20 protein-coding genes are annotated in these 17,567 nt (G+C 55.1%); 13 read left to right on the forward strand and 7 right to left on the reverse strand.

Features of this window, described 5'->3' with window-relative positions:
* The first annotated feature begins 241 nt into the window (after window positions 1-241).
* From ABJT94_RS14100 to ABJT94_RS14110, 3 genes are all read left to right on the forward strand, one after another.
* Complete coding sequence (locus tag ABJT94_RS14100) at window positions 242-547, forward strand: SemiSWEET transporter (RefSeq protein ID WP_348473910.1); 306 nt, start codon at window positions 242-244, stop codon at window positions 545-547.
* A gap of 196 nt (window positions 548-743) precedes the next feature.
* Window positions 744-956 carry a hypothetical protein gene (locus tag ABJT94_RS14105; protein ID WP_348473911.1) on the forward strand — a complete coding sequence of 71 codons (213 nt, stop codon included), beginning with the start codon at window positions 744-746 and terminating at the stop codon, window positions 954-956.
* A gap of 265 nt (window positions 957-1,221) precedes the next feature.
* A complete protein-coding gene (locus tag ABJT94_RS14110) occupies window positions 1,222-1,659 on the forward strand; it encodes a hypothetical protein (RefSeq protein ID WP_348473912.1) in 438 nt (145 codons plus the stop codon).
* A 114-nt stretch (window positions 1,660-1,773) separates the two neighbouring features.
* Here the strand turns inward: ABJT94_RS14110 and ABJT94_RS14115 are convergent, their stop codons facing one another.
* On the reverse strand, window positions 1,774-2,760 hold the full coding sequence (locus ABJT94_RS14115) for an AraC family transcriptional regulator (RefSeq protein WP_348473913.1): 987 nt from the start codon (window positions 2,758-2,760) through the stop codon (window positions 1,774-1,776).
* A 208-nt stretch (window positions 2,761-2,968) separates the two neighbouring features.
* On the opposite strand from ABJT94_RS14115, the gene ABJT94_RS14120 reads away from it, so the two are divergent.
* The 5 genes from ABJT94_RS14120 to ABJT94_RS14140 all read left to right on the forward strand — a co-directional run bounded on the left by ABJT94_RS14120 (window position 2,969) and on the right by ABJT94_RS14140 (window position 6,512).
* Window positions 2,969-3,799, forward strand: coding sequence for an NmrA family transcriptional regulator (locus tag ABJT94_RS14120; RefSeq protein WP_348473914.1), 831 nt, complete (start codon window positions 2,969-2,971; stop codon window positions 3,797-3,799).
* A gap of 11 nt (window positions 3,800-3,810) precedes the next feature.
* A complete protein-coding gene (locus ABJT94_RS14125) occupies window positions 3,811-4,224 on the forward strand; it encodes a DUF4345 family protein (protein WP_348473915.1) in 414 nt (137 codons plus the stop codon).
* Between the two features lie 132 nt (window positions 4,225-4,356).
* Window positions 4,357-4,830, forward strand: a complete 474-nt coding sequence (locus ABJT94_RS14130) for a DUF427 domain-containing protein (protein WP_348473916.1) — start codon at window positions 4,357-4,359, stop codon at window positions 4,828-4,830.
* A gap of 8 nt (window positions 4,831-4,838) precedes the next feature.
* Window positions 4,839-5,981, forward strand: coding sequence for an iron-containing alcohol dehydrogenase (locus ABJT94_RS14135; protein ID WP_348473917.1), 1,143 nt, complete (start codon window positions 4,839-4,841; stop codon window positions 5,979-5,981).
* Window positions 5,982-6,053: 72 nt separating this feature from the next.
* Window positions 6,054-6,512, forward strand: a complete 459-nt coding sequence (locus ABJT94_RS14140) for a GNAT family N-acetyltransferase (RefSeq protein ID WP_348473918.1) — start codon at window positions 6,054-6,056, stop codon at window positions 6,510-6,512.
* 94 nt (window positions 6,513-6,606) lie between these two features.
* On the opposite strand, the gene ABJT94_RS14145 is transcribed toward ABJT94_RS14140, so the two are convergent.
* From ABJT94_RS14145 to ABJT94_RS14155, 3 genes are all read right to left on the reverse strand, one after another.
* Window positions 6,607-7,914: a cytochrome c peroxidase gene (locus ABJT94_RS14145; protein ID WP_348473919.1), complete on the reverse strand. Its 1,308-nt coding sequence runs from the start codon at window positions 7,912-7,914 to the stop codon at window positions 6,607-6,609.
* Between the two features lie 8 nt (window positions 7,915-7,922).
* Window positions 7,923-8,756, reverse strand: a complete 834-nt coding sequence (locus ABJT94_RS14150; protein ID WP_348473920.1) for a FixH family protein — start codon at window positions 8,754-8,756, stop codon at window positions 7,923-7,925.
* Between the two features lie 282 nt (window positions 8,757-9,038).
* Window positions 9,039-11,159, reverse strand: coding sequence for a choice-of-anchor B family protein (locus tag ABJT94_RS14155; protein ID WP_348473921.1), 2,121 nt, complete (start codon window positions 11,157-11,159; stop codon window positions 9,039-9,041).
* 539 nt (window positions 11,160-11,698) lie between these two features.
* Here ABJT94_RS14155 and ABJT94_RS14160 point away from each other — a divergent pair.
* Together ABJT94_RS14160 and ABJT94_RS14165 are read left to right on the forward strand one after the other, a co-directional pair.
* Window positions 11,699-12,142: a YtoQ family protein gene (locus tag ABJT94_RS14160; RefSeq protein WP_348473922.1), complete on the forward strand. Its 444-nt coding sequence runs from the start codon at window positions 11,699-11,701 to the stop codon at window positions 12,140-12,142.
* A gap of 136 nt (window positions 12,143-12,278) precedes the next feature.
* Window positions 12,279-13,409, forward strand: a complete 1,131-nt coding sequence (locus ABJT94_RS14165; RefSeq protein WP_348473923.1) for a serine hydrolase domain-containing protein — start codon at window positions 12,279-12,281, stop codon at window positions 13,407-13,409.
* Window positions 13,410-13,424: 15 nt separating this feature from the next.
* Here ABJT94_RS14165 and aac(6') read toward each other — a convergent pair whose 3' ends face one another.
* The 3 genes from aac(6') to ABJT94_RS14180 all read right to left on the reverse strand — a co-directional run bounded on the left by aac(6') (window position 13,425) and on the right by ABJT94_RS14180 (window position 15,839).
* A complete protein-coding gene (gene aac(6') / locus ABJT94_RS14170) occupies window positions 13,425-13,976 on the reverse strand; it encodes an AAC(6')-Ia family aminoglycoside 6'-N-acetyltransferase (RefSeq protein ID WP_348473924.1) in 552 nt (183 codons plus the stop codon).
* 56 nt (window positions 13,977-14,032) lie between these two features.
* Window positions 14,033-14,389 (reverse strand): DUF2200 domain-containing protein, encoded by a 357-nt coding sequence (locus ABJT94_RS14175; protein ID WP_348473925.1) that lies wholly within the window; start codon window positions 14,387-14,389, stop codon window positions 14,033-14,035.
* A 124-nt stretch (window positions 14,390-14,513) separates the two neighbouring features.
* A complete protein-coding gene (locus ABJT94_RS14180) occupies window positions 14,514-15,839 on the reverse strand; it encodes a hypothetical protein (RefSeq protein ID WP_348473926.1) in 1,326 nt (441 codons plus the stop codon).
* 236 nt (window positions 15,840-16,075) lie between these two features.
* Between ABJT94_RS14180 and ABJT94_RS14185 the strand changes: the two genes are divergently transcribed.
* The 3 genes from ABJT94_RS14185 to ABJT94_RS14195 all read left to right on the forward strand — a co-directional run bounded on the left by ABJT94_RS14185 (window position 16,076) and on the right by ABJT94_RS14195 (window position 17,495).
* Window positions 16,076-16,675, forward strand: coding sequence for a methyltransferase domain-containing protein (locus ABJT94_RS14185; RefSeq protein WP_348473927.1), 600 nt, complete (start codon window positions 16,076-16,078; stop codon window positions 16,673-16,675).
* A gap of 83 nt (window positions 16,676-16,758) precedes the next feature.
* Window positions 16,759-17,154 carry a DUF3465 domain-containing protein gene (locus ABJT94_RS14190; RefSeq protein ID WP_348473928.1) on the forward strand — a complete coding sequence of 132 codons (396 nt, stop codon included), beginning with the start codon at window positions 16,759-16,761 and terminating at the stop codon, window positions 17,152-17,154.
* A gap of 50 nt (window positions 17,155-17,204) precedes the next feature.
* Window positions 17,205-17,495: a putative quinol monooxygenase gene (locus tag ABJT94_RS14195; protein WP_348473929.1), complete on the forward strand. Its 291-nt coding sequence runs from the start codon at window positions 17,205-17,207 to the stop codon at window positions 17,493-17,495.
* Window positions 17,496-17,567 lie beyond the last annotated feature (72 nt).

The following is a 17,567-nucleotide window of genomic DNA, read 5'->3' on the forward strand; positions in this document are numbered from 1 at the left end:
GACCGGCCAACCGGGGGCGGTCTGTTGTGCCACCTTCCAGCATTCCATAGGTTACTTTTAGTAACCCATTAGCTTAGAAAGTATCAGGTTAATCTTGGGTGTTATCCATTGCGTAGGAATATCGCCACAACTACCATTCTGGCAGATAGGGTCTGTTGATCACGAAACGGCTCTGTTATCACTTGCCTGCAGGCTCATTGCCTATCTGCACCTACAACCTGAACATTTATCGAGCTCCCCCATGGAATTAATGACGTTAATCGGCCTGGCCGCCGCGTGCCTTACGACGGCTGCTTTCGTACCTCAAGTGGTACAAATCCTGAAAACCAAGAATGTTGAAGGCATTTCACTGGGTATGTACGCCATTTTCACCCTGGGCGTTGCACTTTGGCTTGTCTACGCAATCATCATTGGTGACTTGCCAATGCTGCTGGCAAACCTGGTTACGCTGATTCTTTCAGGGGGTGTCTTAACACTGACAGTGCGAAGCCGGTTGCGCATTGACCGCGCAAAGAGCCTAAATAATGGCCTGGCCATGCCACGATAACGTGGATTACCGGGGCACCAGCCTTAAGCATCAGAATGAGACCTGGCTGTGCGCTGGGAACGAAATGAGGGGTGGTCCAATGCAGATAATTAATGACCAGGCAGAGCTGAACAGAAGCAAGGCTGGTGCTGCCTTCCTGCTTTTCGGTGGGCGGGATTGTGGGGTATGCCAAACGCTAAAACCCAGGATTGAAGCAATGCTGACCGAAGAGTTTCCTGATCTAAAAGGCTACTACATAGACTGTCATGATTCCGGTTCAGTAATCTGTGCACAGGAACGTGTGTTCAGTCTGCCCCTGGTTCAGGTTTGGTTCGAAGGCCAGAAATTTGCAGAATTCGCACGCGTATTTTCGGTCGGCCAACTGAGAGAGGCCATTGACCGCCCCTATCAAGTCGCATTCGGGCAGTAAGCCAACTCCATTCGAACGACACGCTTCATTGGGGTACAGATTAGGGGCTCAGTTATGGATATTGAAGAGCCACTCACTAACAACTCTGAAACAAGTCTGATGGTACCCACACTAGACCCCCATTAGGCGACTATCCAAACCTTGTTGTTGATAGTAGTGATATATCGAAATAGCGCTGGGTGTTCAGTTTGGCTGCGCAAAGGCTTCTAGAGGTAGAATGACACCCACCGCAGCATTGTCACTGGTAACCCAAAAGGAATAAACCATGGCTAAACTGATCACCAAATGGACCATTCTTGTCTGCCTGAATGCCGTAATCAGCTTCACCTTCGCACTGTCGGAATCAAGAACGCCGTCTGAAATTACCGCCATGGTTGCCGGAGTGGTCACCTTCATTGGTTTCTATGTCGCTTTAGAGCGCTGGGCCCTTCAAAAAGGCTGGAACGCCTTTGCGCTGCGATTAAGCATCGCCACTGTAATAAAAGCCTTTACCCAGTTCGCCCCTGTGTTGGAGATATGGGCGGGTATAGGCGCTTTAATCGCCGTTGGTACCATTTTTCCGGAAAAAGGTTTCTTTCAAGCGTACTTTGCTACCCTTGTGGATGGCTTTTTGTTGTCTTTGGCCGTGGGCGTATTGGTTGGGCTAATGTTCCTTGTAGAAAGGCTGTATCGAGCTTACCGGGCTACCAAAAAAGCCGTTTGACTCGGCCAGCCACTCCGCCGACAGGTAGCTCTGTGGCCGTTCAGCCATCCATTGTGATGGCTTTGGTATCCATCTGTCGGGAGATGCTCCTTAGGCCCTATCACACACACGACACTATCCGGTTAACACACCCACACCATTCGCCCCAACCCTGCCCTCCTTCCTCACATTCCCAGGCGCAACGCCAAACACGCGCTTAAACGCCCGACTGAACGCGGCCTCACTCTGATACCCAAGCTTTTCTGCGATCGCAATCATCGAGTCGGCACTGTTTTTCAGTTGCAACCGGGCCATCTGCATACGCCAACGCGTGAGGTACCGCATGGCCGGTTCGCCCATCAGGTCGGTAAAGCGTGCGCTGTAGCCGGAGCGCGACATGCTGGCCACCTCGGCCAGGCGTTCAATGCTCCAGTCCGCTTCCGGGTTGCGGTGCATGGCCGCCAGGGTACGGCCGATTTGCGGGTCGCGCAGTGCAGCCAACCAGCCGATGTCGGCCTGGGTGCCTTTTTCCAGCCAGGTGCGTATGGCTTGAATGATCAGTATATCGGCTAGATGAGACATCACCGTCTCACCGCCCGGGCTGAGCTTTTGCGCTTCGTGCGCCATGTAGCGCAGCGTGCTTTGCAGCCAACTGCCCTCGGCCTCTTCCCAGGCGTTCACCACCATCACCGCCGGTAAATGCCGGATCAGTTGCTGGCCCGCTACATGGTCGAAACGGGCCACGCAGCAGGTGGCACGGCAGACTTCCCCGCTTCCGCCGAATGACATGAGGTCGTACCGGTCACTGATGTGGTTCACGGGTATGTCGAACAATGGCGTGGTGGCTTGTTCCGGTGAGCTGGCTATCACGTGGCCCTTGCCATGCGGCAGCATTACCAGGCTGCCCTGCTGCACGTGAATGGGTGGCTCGCCCTCAACCAACAGCCAGCAATGCCCGGCGGTGATGATGTGCATCATCAGGCAGTCGTCGAATGGCGGCATGTCAACGCCCCAGGGAACCCGCAGTTCAGACTGGCAATAAAAAGTACCACTGAGCTTAAGCAGGTGCAGTGCCTCGCCCAAATAGTCGGAGTGCTCGGGAACGCGTCGGTGCTCTGTCACGGTTAACCTGCCTGCTTAACATTGGAATGACCGGCCTGTTTGGATGGTCGATTTCAAAAATATACAGATACTTGATCGTTAATCCAATAATTTTAGACGAATGATCAAATATCGCGGCGTATGGATTATGGTTCGTCTAGCGATCAACACTCAAAATAGCCCTCAGTTTCAAACACCCTGCTTCACACACAACTGAGGAAATACCCCCATGACAACACAAGCACCCATTCTCATCATCGGCAAAAACGGTAAAACCGGCGCTCGCGTCGATGCGCTACTGCGCCAGAACGGCCTCGCAACCCGTCCGGTATCGCGCTCCACGGACCCGGCGTTCGACTGGAACCGCCCGGAGACCTGGTCTGCCGCCCTGCAGAACGTGAAGCAGGCGTACGTTACCTTTCAGCCGGACCTGGCCATACCCTCGGCAGAGCCAACGCTGCGCGCCTTTACTGAGGCCGCCCGAGAGCAAGGCGTTGAGCATCTGGTGTTGCTTTCCGGCCGGGGTGAAAGCGGTGCCATTCGCGCTGAAAACGTGCTGATAGAAAGCGGCCTGCGCTGGAACGTGGTGCGCGCTGCCTGGTTTTTTCAGAACTTCAGCGAGAGCTTTCTGACCGGGTCGGTCATAGCAGGCGAGGTCTCCCTGCCCGTCGATGGTGTGATCGAACCCTTCGTCGACTGTGATGACATTGCCGAGGTCGCGGTCGCCGCGCTGACCCGGCCGGAACTGGCCAATCGGTTGTTTGAAGTCACCGGGTCGGAGCTGATGACCTTTGCCGACTGCGTGGCCCAAATAGCCGAGGTGACGGGCCGTTCCATTCATTACAACCCAGTACCGCTGGAGCCTTATTTGGCCTACCTGAGCGAACTGGGCATGAGTGAGGACGAACTCTGGCTGATGCGGGAGCTGTTCACTCAGGTGTTGGATGGCCGAAACAGCTATCCCACGCACGGCATCGAAGAGGCACTGGGTCGGCCACCCCGGCGGTTCGCAGACTATGTCATCGCTGCGCATAAAAGCGGTGTCTGGAACAACGCTTAGGGAGCAGTGATATGAAAAACCTAAGGCTGGTTCAATTAACCCTCATTACTGCGGGTGCGCTCACGGGAGTCATCGGCTTGGGCATTCTGCTGATACCCGATGCGTTTTACGCGTCTTACGGATTTATGGTCCCCGAGTCCGCGAGCCTGCGCAGTGAGCTCAAAAGCCTGGGTACTTTACTCCTGCTAGCGGGCTGTCTGATGCTGGCCGGGGTTGTAAAACCGTCGCTGCAAGGCACGGCGTTAGTGGTTGCCAGCATGACCTACATAGCCCTTGTCGCTGGCCGGCTGCTGGGGCTGATGATCGATGGCACGCCGTCAACGGGCATTCTCGCCGCCTGGGCGGTGGAAGCCGCACTGTTGGTATTGATCAGCTTCGCTGGCGCTGCCGCCAGGGCACGAAAGCCAATTCCGACATTGGTTTAGCCGAGCCCCACCCGGGCGTATCGAACGCGATAAGCCCGGGGTATTGTCGTCTGATTACTGCGGTTTACTCGTACAGTCGCATACGCGGGTTGTTGGAACAGCCCCCTTACATGGCTAACGAGGTACCGCATCATGACAGACACGCCCCGTGAGAACGTTCAGTCCTACCCTCGCCCACCGGCTCTGGAGCCGGTACCACAGCGCATCAGAATCATGCTTGGCGGCCAGTGGGTCGCCGAGTCGACCCGGGCATTGCGGGTGCTGGAAACCCATCATGCGCCCACCTATTACCTTCCGTCAGACGATGTCAGCGCCATGCTTCAGCCTGCGGCCGGCACCAGCTTTTGCGAGTGGAAAGGCAATGCTCGCTACTTTGATGTTATCGTTGGAGAAACCACCGCCAAGCGGGCGGCCTGGGCCTATGACAACCCGACCGAGCGCTTTGCACCTCTGGCTGGTTACCTAGCCTTCTACGCCGGGCTGATCGATGAAGCCTGGGTCGGCGATATGAAGGTCATCCCTCAGCCGGGCGACTTCTATGGCGGTTGGGTGACACCGAATCTGGAGGGGCAGATCAAAGGTGCCCCGGGAACGAGACACTGGTAGGAACCTGAATGACAAACACCTTTACTCTGCTCACCCCAAAGGAGATCGTGTTCGGTCGGGGTGAGGTTGCTCAGCTTAACGAACGCGCCAAACAACTGGGCACTCGTGCCCTCATTGTGCATGGCCGCAGCCCTGGCCGGCTTGAGCATGTCTTCGCATCGCTGACCGATCTTGAGGTCGTGCAGACGCTCTCCATCGGAAAAGAGCCCGATTTACAGACGCTGGTCGATGCAGTTACCGAAGGCAAGTCACTCGGCGTCGAGATAGTGCTCGGCATTGGCGGTGGCTCGGTGATGGATTCAGCCAAAGTTTTGGCAGCCATGCTGCCAAGCACGACGGAGCTGTTGAGCCACCTGGAGGTGGTCGGGCAAGGGCTGCCACTGTCGGCACGGCGGTTACCGCTGATACTGGTACCCACCACCTCGGGTACAGGGGCCGAGGTAACGCGCAATGCGGTGATCGATGTGCCAGAGGCGCACCGCAAAGTCAGCCTTAGGGATGCCCAGCTCCTGCCCGACCTGGCACTGATCGACCCGGCCCTCACCGACCACTGCCCTCGCCTCGTGACCCTGCATTCAGGTCTGGATGCCATTACCCAGGTCATCGAGCCCTATGTGTCATCACGCGCCACCGTGTTCACCGATCTGCTCTGCGTGGAGGCCATTCCCAAAGGTCTGCGAGCGCTCCGACAACTGATGACAGCCGAGTCTGAACAAGCGCGTGACGACCTGGCCCAGGTGAGCCTCTTTGGCGGGCTTGCGTTGGCGAATTCCGGGTTGGGCGTCATTCACGGCATTGCCGGCCCACTGGGAGGGCTGTGCGGAGCCCCCCACGGTGCCATTTGCGGTGCGCTGTTACCGGCGAGCATTGCCGCTAACCGGAACCATGCAGAGAACCCTGAAACACGAGCGCGCATAGACCGTGTAGTCAGCTGGATCGCTGAAGTGTTCGACACCACCCCGGACCAGGCACTGCCGGTGTTTCGCCAGTGGATTACAGAAAGCGGTTTGCCCGGCTTGTCTGCCCTGGGGGTGACGGAGGACCACATTGCTTCGACCGCCCGAACCGCGGCCAGCTCATCCTCGATGAAAGCCAACCCGGTGGTTTTGTCGACTGAGGTCATTGATGCCATCATGCGCGAGTCTCTCTAGGAGGCAGTTATGGGCCTTGATTCGTTATTGGGTTAACGTGGTCATGGTGTTGAATAAGTACTGGGAAATGTCATGGAACTGAGAGAAATAGACCGAACGTCGCGGAGCGACATCAACCTGCTGTCAGCGCTGTTTAAAGAATACGCGGCAGAAGTGAAGCCGGACATGAGCCCCACCGTTGCTGGGGAACTCGCGGAGATCCCCTGTTTCAGGGGATTTATGGCGTTCGATGACGGTAATCCGATCGCCTTTTGTGTGTGTTTTGAAACCTACTCAACCTACCGTTCAAAATACGTTTGGAACCTGCACGACGTGATGGTCTCCCGCTCGGCCCGTGGCCTGGGCGCAGGCCGGAAGTTGCTGGAGTGGGTGCTGTCGAAAGCCAGGGAGTGCAACGTCGCCAAAGTGACCCTGGAGGTCGAAGAAGACAATGCCGTTGCAAAAGCACTGTACGCCTCCCTTGGCTTTCAGGACTTCACGGCTAAGGCGCCTAAAGAACATCACTGGCATCTTTATACAGAAGACCTGTAGGGAACGTTTAGTCGTTGCGGGGCGGACTGCCGGTATGGGCAGTCGAAACTCCCGCATTAGGCCGCTATCAAAGATGGATTTACCGTAGCTTCCATTACTGAGTATCGAGGCTGCTCCTTTCGGGCGCCCACCACCAGGGATCGTCTTCCGGCAATGGGGAAGTAAGAGAACCGAGAAAGGCCACCAACTGTTGCAGTTCAGTTTCCGTCAGGTTCAACGGAACAATGTCGAAATGCGGGCGGCTTGAGTGCTGTTCCCGGTCATAGAAGGGCGGCGTCGGTTCGTTATAGTGCCGCACCACTTCCTCGAGCGTTTTCACTTGTCCGGCCTGCATGTAGGGGGCGGTCTCGGCTACGTTTCGCAGGCTTGGGGTCTTGAAGGCACCCACCAGTTCCGGGCCCTGGGTTTTGAGAAAGGCCATTTCCAGGCACTGCTCCGGTTCGAGATCGCTCCACTGCGAAACGCAGCTGAATTCGTTCTGCTGCAATTTTTCGATACCGGTATAGCGACCCATATCCACCTGGGTTTCATCCGGCTCGGGCGCTCCTATGTTATGAAACTCGAAGTTGGTGAACAGTGGGCCGTTGTGGCAACTGGCGCAATCGGCCGGGCCCATGAATAGCCGCATCCCCCGCACTTCATCTTCACTCATCAAGTCGGTTAACGTGGCTCTGTCAGCGCCCGATTGCAACTGGGCGATGAATTCGTCAAAGCGAGCCGGTTGCAATGCCAGTTTGCGTTCGTAAGCCATCAGCAATTTACCCATCTGGCTGAATACCCGGTTGACCGCTTGTTGTTCGGCATCATTCAACGCCTGCCAGTTCTCTTGCTCCGTCTGGGTGGTCAGCGGGCTGGCTTTGACAGTGATCGCCGCCACTTGCCCGGCCTCCTGAGTATCGCCAAATACCTGTTCGTACGCCACGGAGTATTCGGTCACCAACAGGCGAGCGGCGGAAGTGCGGTCGATACCATGCTCGGCCTGGTCTTCCAGCGGGCTCAATGCCTGTGCCCACAGGCTGTCGGCCCGGCCGTCCCAGAATTGCCACGGTCCGTGCAGTGAATTGGGGATGGAAGGCGCATTGCGCCTGGTGGTGCCCAAGGCCTGTGATTGAGGCAAGCCATCGGTAAAGTATTGCGCGGGTTGGTGACAAGTGGCGCAGGATACCTGGCCGTTATCACTCAATCGCGGATCGAAAAACAGCGCCTGGCCAAGCTCTGCCGCCTCGGTCTCGTCGGCCAGCCTATTGCTCTTCGCTTCGGGTAGGGGCGACAGTGCTTCCAGGGAAAAACCCGCCAGAAAAGCTATATCGGCTTCCGTAAAATCGTACGGGTCTGCCAGAACCGGCCAGGCGAACGACAACAAAGTTCCCAGTAAAAATGGTTTGAGGTGAGTGTTGAACATAGATTCCTCTACAGCACCAGATTGAATATCAGGGTGTCGGCCTGTGATTGTCCGGCGACATCGAACTGCATAACCCACCAGCCTGGCATTTGAAATTTCATGCCCTCAACCCGGTATACCCCGGGTTCGATTTCGTCCGTTACGCGAGGCTGGGTCGGCAACCCGTGTACATGGCCGGGCATATGCCCTGTCACTTCTATGGACGCGCCGCTGACAGGCTCACCTTCGGCGTCCGCAATCAGTAAATGCCACTGGTGGATCTCGTTGAGCGGTACACCCGGCAAAGGCTCGGCCGGTGTCGCCGGTTCGATATGGGCTAAATAATGCAGCTGACGGCTCGCCTGAAAGGTGCCGGTATCCAGGTCTGGCGGAGCTTGCTGGCCGCTCATGCTCGGCACCGACAGCGACATGCCCTGATGTTGTTCGGTTTCTGCTCCGGCCGTCATGCGACCATCCATGCTGGGGTGTACGCTGCGCACACCGGTATTATGAGCCATGGAAATCTGATCGCCTTTCTCAAGCGGCATCGGACCGGTCAGCTTGATGAGGTCGCTCCAGGTATTCAGAAAGCCAGCTTCCATGACCGTCATGCCCAGCTGTTGCAATTCATCGCTGTGCCGACGCAGGGTTCCGCCTTCGGTCTGCCAGCGGCTGAGTTGATCGCTCAATAACGTAAGCGACTGGTCGAAATCGGGCTGCTGCTCGCTATTGCTCATCTGGCGCTGATTGGCGCGCAGTTGATTCAGGGCCTGGCGCAATTGGTTGGCATCGCGCAGGACCTGGGTGGCGTTACTTTCCAGCGCTTTCGCTTGTCGCAAAATACCGCTGGCTGTTTTTATCAAATTATCCCTACTTGCAGGATGGGAATGGCTTTCACTGTTTGCCGAAGCCGAGGCAAGTAGAAGTACGAGGGTGATGGTCACCGCTGATCGGATGCATTTCATAGATATTCTCTTCAAGGGGCATTCCCCTTATCCATCGGTAATAGAGCCGCGCACCCTGAGGTCGTGGGTACGCGGTTCTGCCAAATCCATTGTTCAGGAAGGTTCACGCCGGAGCAGCGATAGATGTACCGGCCAGCTCTCTCCCCTTTCCAGCGGCCGGTTACTGCTCAGCTGGTGCGGTTAAAAATCCAGCTGCCAGCGGTTCAGGGTGCCAGTATCCCTTCCAGCCAGGTCTTTGACCTTTAACTGCCACTGACCGGCTGCGTCTTTGCTTCCGATCGAGACGCTATAGGTTTCCATCAGGTCGTTGGCCGAGCCGCCGGAGCGGTTATGGAGGTTGAACACAGAGCCATCCGGATGCACGAGGTCGACAACCAGGTCACCAACATAGGTGTGGGTAATCTCGACCGTCACGCTAACCGTGCCGGAGTCACCGGTGTGGGTGACCGAAAGCGGGCTGCTGATGCCGGTGCTGTTATTATCCGGAATCGAGTAGCTGGTGCTGTTCTGGTAGCTTTGCGGATCGGGATCCCCGCCCCCGTCACCACCAATATCGACTGTGTAGTCTTCGACTTCGCCGTAGTTAAAGGTGTCGCACGGAGCCGGTGCCGCGTTGTAACGCATGGCGATGCGCAATCGCGTTGGTCCGGTGTTGGCGCTGGACGGAATCGTCAGCGTGCCAGTAACCGTGGTGGACGAGGTTCCGCCGGAACTGAACACCTCTTCACCGCTGTCGGTAAAATCGCCGTCACCGTTCAAGTCGATCCAGATCTTCCAATACTCGCTGTAGCTGGAACCGCCGAAGTCGGGCGTCAGGCTAACCGCGCTGGCTCCGGTCGGCAAAGCGATGGTTTGGCCGGTAAAGTCGCTGTAGGTGTTGCTGCCGGAGCTGTTACTAAAGTCGCCGATCTGCACCTGGCTGATCCACTCTTCGCTGGCATTCTCGCTGGTGGCCTCGCAATAGGCGACGGGGTCGGGATCCGGGTTGTTAATCGCATCCCAATCCGGTTTCACGGTGAACAGGCCATTGCCGATGTCACTCATGATGATGTTGCCGCTGGCGAAGTAAATGTAGTTACTCCAGGTACCGGAGAACTGAGCCGAGTTGGAATTGGGAATCGTATCGAAGTACGCCACTTCGGTCAGGTTACCGTTGGCGACGTCTGAACCATCGAGAATGCGCAGACCGGCACGGTAGTTGGACTCGAATACGTAGCCATTTAGCGTATAGAGGTTGTGGTCGATGGCTTGGGTCGGACCAACGTAACGGCCGACTTCCTGCGGGTAATCCAGATCGCTGACGTCCCAGATGTAGGAGGTGGTGTTATGACCGTTGTTTTGCTCATCCAGCTCATCGTTCATGATCAGCGTGGATTGAGTATCGTCCATAAACCAACCCTGGTGGGTGTATTGAGAACCCTGGTAGGGCGACCTTGAGATTTGCATCGGGTTGGTCTTGGTCGTCACGTCGACAATGGTAATAGTGTCTTCGTTATAGGCGACGCAAATTTCGCTGCCACTGTAGTCGGCGTCCGGTCCGTTATATACCACGCACTGGGCGTCGTGAGTATAACCATCGGACGAGAAGCAACCGGCGTAAGTCGGCGAGGTCGGGTTGGATAAATCCACCATGTAAAGCCCGCCGCTGCACTGGTTGCTGCCCACGACATAGGCATAGCCCGTGTCTTCGTTAATGGCGATGTTGTGGGCATTGCCGAAGCCACCCATGTGCGCCGTTTCGGTCAGCGTTGTACCCGGGGTCACGCTGCTCAGGGTTGTTAGATCGAACACTTGCAGACCGTGAGTGCTGTTACCGCTGCCATCGCCCACGATATAGGCGTGATTGTTGTAGGTTTTAACATCGCGCCAGGAGTCGCTGCCATTATTGTGCGATGGCAGGAAGCCGAGTAATACCGGATTGGCGGCATCGGTCACATCGACGAAGGACGTGCCGTTGGTACGGGCCACAATAGCGATTTCGGCGCCGGTTTGAGGGTCTGTCCAACCCCATATGTCGGTCAGGTTGGCAGTACCGCCACCCAGGTCACCCTTGGCCATGAACGACATCAGGTCGACCCCCTTACAGGGGTAGCCTGCGGCACTGCCATCGACGCAGGTAGCGCTCGAAACCAGGCTTTGGGAATCGTTCGACATCAGTGCCTGGAATGATTCGGCTGGCGCGCCTTCGTTGGAGTCATCGTATTCGAAGCCATCCGGGAACATCCCGCTGTGGCCGTATGAGTGAGCTGAAAACCAGAGCGCACACAGGGCTGCCATGGTTTTTAGTGAACGTGTGTTCATTATTATTCATCCCTATAATTTTGTTGGTTATTGTTGGTGTGCCGCAGATTCACGACCAACTGACCACTCGACATAGGGGAGATAGTGGTACCTTCCTTGTTGGCTGAGTACTTCGACCGGGTTCCTCGAACGGCGCCTTCGGAAACCCTATCACTCACGTGAATTCACGCGGTTTCGCACGAGGGTGGGTGGCTTGGAGAACCGCGAACTGGTTCACGCTTGACTCGCCGCCCTGCATTCGCGCGAGTCGGGTTAACAGCAATAATTGAACCAATGAGTAAAGTGCGTTTTATGAGAGGTAAAGCACGTTTCAGGGGTCGAAAGGCTGATTGGCGGAAACTACTGCGCCTTTGGTAACATCAGTTTGTAACCGTTAGTAATTTTATGATTCATAAAATAAAGGTAACCAATCAGTTAGACTAATTGAAATTAATTGGACATATTATGGCGCCCGACACCCGTCAAGCGGCATGTTATGGTACGGTCTGACAGGTTCACCCGACTATCAACGTTATCTGCTGACAACTTAGGAGAACCCAATGATCTGGACTGTCTATCTCTCTGGCGAAATCCACACGGACTGGCGCGAACAGATTCAAGCGGGCGCTGAAGCCGCTGGCTTGCCGGTAGAGTTCACCGCACCGGTCACCAACCACGATGCCAGCGATGCCGCAGGCGATATGCTGGGCAAACCAGATGTGGCCTTTTGGCGCGACCACCAGTCATCCAAAATCAATGGCATTCGCACCAAAACGATGCTGGAGCAGTGTGACCTGGCGGTGATTCGCTTCGGTGACAAATACAAACAGTGGAACGCCGCCTTCGATGCAGGGTTTTGTGCCGCTATGGGCACTCCCTATATAACCCTGCATGGCGACGACATCATTCACCCGCTGAAGGAAGTCGACGCCTCCGCCATGGGGTGGGCGCAAACGCCCGAGCAAGTGGTTGAGATTCTAAAATATGTGACGTCAGCCCAGTAGACAAAACGAAAGGCAATTGCCGCCATCGTCATTACTTGTCTCGACCTATATATGTAATACGACAACAACCGCCCCTGCAGTCGTTCTTCAGGCTTGGATCCGATTCACAGATAGAGGCTCTTTACAAGGAAGCACTATGTTCAAGAAAAGCCTGTTGGCAGCGACTGTGTCGGTTATTGGTTGCCTGAATGCTCAAGCAGATTCTTTCAGCGAGCGGGTAGACAGCACTTTCCAGTATATTATCGATGATGACGAGCCTGGTTGTTCGGTGGGCGTGATCGAATCCGGAGAATGGATTTTCCAGGCCGCCTACGGGTTAGCCAGTCTGGAACTTCAGGTACCGATGACCACGCAAAACGTTCACAACCTGGCGTCGGTTTCCAAACAGTTCACGGCTATGGCGGTGCACTTACTCGCAGACGAAGGAAAAATTGATCTCAACGAAGACATCAGAACTTATTTGCCCGCACTGATGGATTACGGCGAGCCGGTGACCATCAATGCCATGTTAGGTCATGTCAGTGGCATGGCTAATTACAGTGACTATGAATATTGGGTTTCCCAGCCCGGGGGTGAATCATTAATGCTCACCACTGCGGTCGGTGATCCGCTTTCATTGGACAGTAAATATTACCTTTCAATCAGTGACCTATATGCCTACTTACAAGACGTGCCGCTCAGGTATTCACCAAACGAGCAGTTCCACTACAGTAATATCACCTACTTTCTGTTTTCAATGCTGGTGGAAGAAGTGACTGGCCAGAACTTGGCGGAATATGCTCACCAGAAAATTTTTCAGCCACTTGGAATGTCTGACACCGTATTTTTGGATAGTCCCTACCCCGTCATTGAAAATCGCGTCACCGGTTACGACAAGGTTAGAGGACGTTACGTCAGGTTAGAAATCGACCAACACGAGGTCGGCGATAGCAATTTATACACGTCAATTGAAGACATGCTAACCTGGGATCGCCATTTTTATGATCCGCAGTTAGGGTCTGATCCGGAATCACTAATTGAAGATTTTAACCAGCCTAACAGTTCCATTCGGGACAACGAAAGCCTGTACGCCAATGGCCAGTTTGTAACAGATCGCTATGAGCAACCCGTCTATTCCCATGATGGTTGGCACGCCGGATCAAAGACATACTATGAACGGTATCCGGAGTCTGAATTTTCCATCGTGATCCTATGCAATGATGCCAGTCGGGACCCTACTGCCTTCGCGAGGTTTATATCGCAGTACTACTTCGATCCGGAATTATGATCGACAGCCGATGGCTCACTCTGCCGTCAGGTCTTTCCACATCCAAATATCGGGTTTGTTCTTGCCATTGGCGTTGGGAATCAACCCCACAACGCTGTAACCGCACTTTTGGTAAAACTCGAATGGGTGATGGTTCACGTTGGTGAGCTGCTGCAGTTCAACCAGCGCATTACCGCCATGGATGTCTACGTGTGACAGGCTGGTTTCAAAGAACTCATCATCTGATCCCAATACAATACCAACCAACCCAATGGCTCTGGCCCGCTGCTCCAGCGCCAGCATCAGTTCTCGGCCGACCCCAAGCCCCTGAAACGCAGGCGCGACAACCAGAGGATGCAGCTCCCAGGTTTTATCGTACATCGGCCTCAACCCGCCCCACCCGGCCAAAGTGCCGTTCGACAACACACCAACGCACACATTCGGCACGGCGATGCATTCGTCTACCGTCTTCCGTGCCCTTTCAAGGGTTGGCCATGCATTATTGCCTTTGGCCAGAAAGGCCTCCATCAACACTGTTGCAGCAACCTCGTGTAAGGCTGGCTTTTCCGACAACTCTATGCACTTCATTCGGCTTGCTATCCTATTCAGTCACGACACCGCTACCCTGTTCGGGGTTAGCCGCGTCAGTCACTACCCCGCAGGATCTTGTTCATCGCTTTTCCTTTGGCGAGCTCATCGATCAACTTATCCAGGTAGCGGATTTCGCGCATGGTGGGTTCTTCGATGTCTTCAACACGCACACCACACACCACGCCTTTAATGAGCACTCGCGACGGGTTTAGGTGGGGCGCTTGGGCGAAGAAGGTCTCCACGACCGTCTGCTGTGTCAACTGCTCTGACAGCGCTTGCGAGTCATAGCCGGTCAGCCAGTGAATGATGTCATCGACCTCTGCGCGAGTGCGGTTCTTTCGCTCTGCCTTCGCCACATAATGTGGGTAGACACTGGCAAAGCTCATGGAGTAGATGCGATGGGTGGCCATGATTCTTTTTCCTACCGGTTGGGTATTCTATGGCGTGCTCCAATAGAGCACATAAGCACAGGTTCACCTAGAATGCCATTCAACAACGGCTTGCGATTCGCTGCAACTGGGTTAGCCATGAGCCTTAATGGACGAACCACCCGTACACCCACAAGGCCAGATAGTCCGCCAACAGCAGCACCAGAGCATAGCGCCAGTTACGGTGCAGCAACGCCATTGCATTAACGTGGTAGCGAGACAGCAAACTCAGCTGCAGGCCCGAAAACGGTGAAATACCGGCCCCGAACGCCCAGGTCATCAGAAACACCAGCGCCAACAGGTTTGGGTCATCCACCACCGGTGCCAGCAAACTGCCTACCAGAGTAACCGACGTTACCGGGTGCATACCGACCATCGCCAGGGTCACCATAATCAGCAATACCACAAAGGCCTGGTGCGCCCCAAAGGTCGCGAAGCTGAGCTGAATGTCGAACGAATCTAGCAAGGCCGCCACTCCGGCACCGAGCACCGCGGCGCCCAGAAACAACATGACTTCGTTGCCCTGGCGCGGCAGCGCCGTCTGCACATGCTGGACACTCTTGTACACACCAGAGACGCCCTCGCGCAACACGGACCAGCCGAGTGCGACCAGCACAGCAATCAGTGTCACCAGCGTCAGCACCGGTACCTCTGGCCAGATCTGGTGGCCCACCAACACCAGCACCGCCAGTAGCAAGGGTAGCCAGAGCGAACCGGAATTGAGTGGGTACCCGGTCAGTTGGCCTGCCTCAGGCGCGCGACTCAGCTCCCAATAGGTGTACCCCAACATGACCAGCGACAAGGGAATACCCACACTGGCTAAAGTGGCTAATTGCGCACCCGGAGCATTGACCAACGCGACGCCCATCGCCGCAAAGAAGGGTGACCAGTGGGCGCACAGGCTGAACGCCCGGCTCATGATCAACGCCTGGAGAATCGACAGGGGCTGTCGCTGGCTGAGCCGATCACCCACAATGAACAATGCCGACATATTGATGACCGAACCAAACAGATGAGGACCAGCCAGCGTACTTAGCAAGGCCTTCCGCCCGGTAGGCAGGGTATCGGTACCGTTGAGCTCACCGGACGTGACCAGGCGGAGAAAGCTCACTCCGATCAGCATGGCGATCACCATCTGGTTAGCCTCAAGGGCACGGAGCAAATGACGGCCATCGGCCCCGTTCAGCAACCCGGCCAGCAAGCCCAGGCTGCCGACACTGAGCATCACGACCACCTGAATACGCTGGGGCCCTTTGATGCCGCCGCCCTTGAGTAATACAGCCACTAGCCAGATCAAGCCACCGGCAATAGCCGCCGGGAAACCCGGCAGAATCACCGCCAACACAGCCGCAATCACCACCCACAGCAGTAACCAGCCAGCCAAAGTGCTGTTCCAGGGGGCTTTGCTGGCGGTATTGGCTTCTGTCGACATTCGTTCCTCTGGGCAGTCATTCGGCAGAGCACACCAGTGTACTATGATCGGCAGAACATTTTATTATTGAAGCCTAACTAAAGACAGGTCTTAACGTTGAGCTGTCAGACCCCGCTATCACCAGCTATGAGTGGCTGCAGCCTCAATGATTTGCAAGTAAGCCCTGCCGCTAAAGAGACTAAATAGCGTATGATGAGCTACACAAAATCCATACTAAACTGTAAAGGACCGTGGTAGTGGATGAGAACACTGAGATTTGGCGGAAATATTATAACAAGGCCATGAGTCGGAAAAACTCGCCCAGAACGGAGTGGGCTGTCCAATTGAACACGTCAGGATTAAACGTCGCGGTCGACTGCGGCTGCGGTACCGGCAGTGACATCGCCTACCTTGCAGAGCAAGGCTATCGGGTTCACGGCTTTGATATTAACCCCGACGCCATTTCCATCTGCCGCAAACGGTTCCGGCATGACGCATTGATAGAGGTTTCAGAGGCTTCGTTTGAAGACTTCACCTATCCAACTGCGGGTGTCATTATGGCCAATTCAAGCTTGTTTTTCGCTGAGCCATACGTTTTCAATAATGCCTGGCGTGCAATTACCGACAGCCTCGCGGTGGGCGGTGTTTTTGGCGGCGACTTTATGGGAGTAGATGATAGCTGGGCCGACGGTTTTCGGCTCGCCACTACACCGCTGACGCAAACACAGGTAATGGACTTATTTGAAAACTTCGAAATCGTCCGTTTTCATGAGCGAAACGAAGAAGGCTCAACCTCGATGGGTAGCATAAAGCATTGGCACACCTATTCAGTGCTGGCGGTCAAACGTGGAATATGAATGCTCTGGCTGAAAAATGGCCTGTTCACTCCTGCTAGAGTATCGGTTTTCGTATGTGTAACCCCAACTTTAAGGACTCTTGATTGAAACTTCTGTTTTCCATACTCATCTGCTGTATATCGCTAAGCATCAACGTTGCCTATGCAAACGATGCCGTATTACAACAATCCTATGAGTCACGCCAAAGCGATATTCAAGTTCAGGGTGACGGCCAGGTGATTCGCATTCTTCCCGATGACAACGATGGCTCGAGACATCAACGGTTTATTCTCAGACTCGGCAGCAGCCAAACCTTGTTGGTAGCGCATAACATAGACCTGGCACCCAGAATTAATTCGCTTGCTGTGGGTGACACCGTTGAATTTTTCGGAGAGTATGAGTGGAACAGTCAGGGCGGCGTTATGCACTGGACTCACCACGACCCGAACGGACGCCATGTCGATGGCTGGCTAAAGCACCAGGGCCGGACCTATCAGTAAAGTGATAAACACAGCTGTCGCTGAGGTGGCACTCCAACGAGGAATATCAAATGAGCGAAAAACTCGTCATCGTCGCAAGAATAGAAGCCAATACCGGCAAGGAGAGCCAGGTCCGCACTGCGCTGTCCAAACTGATTGAGCCAACGCTGAAAGAGGCAGGCTGCATCCAGTATGATTTGCACCAGGACAACGACAACCCGGCCATATTTCTTTTCTATGAAGTATGGGAAAACCGCGAGCTTTGGCAAGACCACCTGAAGAGCCCACACATTGCGGCTAACCAGACAGCAACTGAAGGTGCTGTGGCGTCTGTCGTTATCAGTGAAATGACGAAGCTCTGATTACCAGCGTTGCATTAAGACTGAGGTTGATACACACCAGACTCAGCCCTGTTTGATTCCGGGTGCCTGCAT

The sequence above is a fragment of the Saccharospirillum sp. genome (genome assembly GCF_039982735.1).
GTDB lineage: Bacteria > Pseudomonadota > Gammaproteobacteria > Pseudomonadales > Natronospirillaceae > Saccharospirillum.